Source organism: Kitasatospora sp. NPDC001119, from assembly GCF_053598475.1.
The window spans coordinates 1-2,417 of record NZ_JBSFKI010000094.1; the positions used below are offsets into that span (position 1 = coordinate 1).

Annotated in this window: 1 protein-coding gene; it reads left to right on the forward strand. The window is 73.0% G+C overall.

Features of this window, described 5'->3' with window-relative positions; genetic code table 11:
* The coding region (locus ACWDD9_RS43800; RefSeq protein ID WP_449814782.1) for a condensation domain-containing protein at positions 1 to 2,417 on the forward strand (2,417 nt) is incomplete at both ends.

Consider the following 2,417-nt stretch of genomic DNA (forward strand, 5'->3'; position numbering starts at 1 on the left):
CCACCATCCTGTGCCAGACCCCGACCGCGTTCCGCTCGCTGGTGGCCATGGCCGCCGACGGCGACCCGCGCATCGACCGGCTCAACCTGCGCGCCGTCGTCTTCGCGGGCGAGCGGCTCGACCTCGCCCAGCTGCTGCCGTGGACCGACCGGGTCGGTGCGCAGCGTCCCGCGCTGATCAACATGTACGGCATCACCGAGACCACGGTGCACTCCACCTTCCGCCAGATCACCGACGAGGACCTGGCGCACCCGGCGGACAGCCCGGTCGGCATCCCGCTCGACGACACCGTGATCCACGTCCTGGACGCGGCGGGGCAGCTCGTCCCGGTCGGCGTCCCCGGTGAGATCTTCGTCGGCGGGCCCGCCGTGGCCCGCGGCTACCTGGACCGCCCCGCGCTGACCGCCGAGCGGTTCACCCCCGACCCGTTCGGCCCGGCCGGCTCGCGCCTGTACCGCAGTGGCGACCTGGCCCGCCGACTCGCCGACGGCACCCTGGAATCGCTCGGCCGCATCGACGGCCAGGTGAAGATCCGCGGCTACCGCATCGAGCTCGGCGAGATCGAGACCGCGCTGCGCGCCCACCCGAGCGTCGGCAGCGCCGCCGTGATCGCCCGCACCTCCGAGGACGGCGAGAAGGTCCTGGTCGCCTACGTGGTCCCGGCCGAGGAGAGCGGATCGGACGCCGCCGACCTGCGGGCCCACCTGCGCGGTTCGCTGCCGGACTACATGGTCCCGGCCGCCTACGTCGCGGTCCAGGCGATCCCGCTGACCCCCAACGGCAAGCTCGACCACCGCGCGCTGCCCGCGCCGGACCGCTCGGCGTTCGCGGCCTCGCGGCACGTGGCGCCGCGCACTCCGGTGGAGGAGCGCTTCGCCGAGGTGTGGGGTGAGGTGCTGGGCCTGGAGAAGGTCAGCGTCGAGGACAGCTTCTTCGACCTCGGCGGCGACTCCATCCGCGCCGTCCGGCTGGTCGGCGCGCTGCGCACCGCCGGGTACGACGTCTCCATCCGCGACGTGTTCCAGTCGCGCACCATCGCCGCGATGGCGGCCGGCCTCACCGGCCAGGCCACCGACGGGTCGCTGGTCACCGCCGTGGAGCCGTTCGCGCTGATCGGCGACGGGGACCGGGCCGCGCTGCCCGAGGGCGTCGTGGACGCCTACCCGCTGTCGCAGGTCCAGACCGGCATGCTGGTCGAGATGCTGGCCGCCCAGGAGCGCGGCGAGTCGGCCTACCACAACATCAACTCCTTCCGGATCCCGGACGAGCAGGCCTTCTCCCCGGAGGCGCTGCGCGAAGCCGTGGCCGTGCTGTCGCAGCGGCACGAACTGCTGCGCACCTCCGTGGCCCTCAGCGGCTACTCCCAGCCGCTCCAGCTGGTCCACGCCGAGGCCGAGTTCGCGTTCACCGTCCACGACTGGCGCGGACTGGACGAGCAGCAGCGCGAGGAGCGCGGCCGTGCGTTCGCCGAGCAGGACCGGGCCGAGGGCTTCGACCTGGCCGTGGCGCCGCTGATGCGGCTCGCCGTCCACCTGGAGTCGGACGAGGCCTGGCGCCTGACCCTCAGCCACTGCCACGCGGTGACCGAGGGCTGGACGGTCAACAGCCTCCTCATGGAGCTGCTGGCGTCCTACCGGGAGCTGCGCGACGGCCGTGAGCTGCCCGCCTACGAGGCGCCGTCGGTCCGCTACGCGGACTTCATCGCGGCCGAGCTGGAGTCGCTGGCCTCCGAGCAGGACCGTGCCTTCTGGCGGGACATCGTCGCCGGCCACGCCCCGGCCCAGCTCCCGGCCACCTGGGCCGACGACACCGGCCTGGCGGCCGAGCGGCACTGGGCCCACACCTCCTTCGCCGACCTGACGGAGGAGCTGCGGGAGCTGGCTGCCCGGACGCGTACGTCGCTGAAGAGTGTGCTGCTGGCCGCGCACCTGAAGGTGCTGGGTTCGCTGACCTCGGAGGAGGCCTTCCACACCGGTGTGGTCTACCACGGGCGTCTGGAGGCGCCGGGTGCGGAGCGGGTGCTCGGTATGCACCTGAACACCCTGCCGTTCCCGGCGCAGCGCGCCTCGGGGACCTGGCGTGAGGTGGTGGAGCAGGTCTACGCCCGCGAGTCGGAGATCTGGGCCCACCGCCGCTACCCGCTGCCCGCCATCCAGCACGACAGCGGCACCGGCGAGCGCCTGGTCACCACCCTGTTCGACTTCCAGGACTTCCACCAGGTCGACACCGGCACCGTGGACACCGCGTCCAGCCTGGACACCGGCAGCAACGAGTTCGGCCTGACCGTGATCGCCACGCACGAGCGCGTCAACCTGGCCGCCTCCACCGAGGTGCTGAGCGGGTGGAACCTGGCGCGGCTGGCGGAGATGTACCGGCTGGTGCTGGAGGCGATGGTCGCGGACTTCGACGGGGACGCC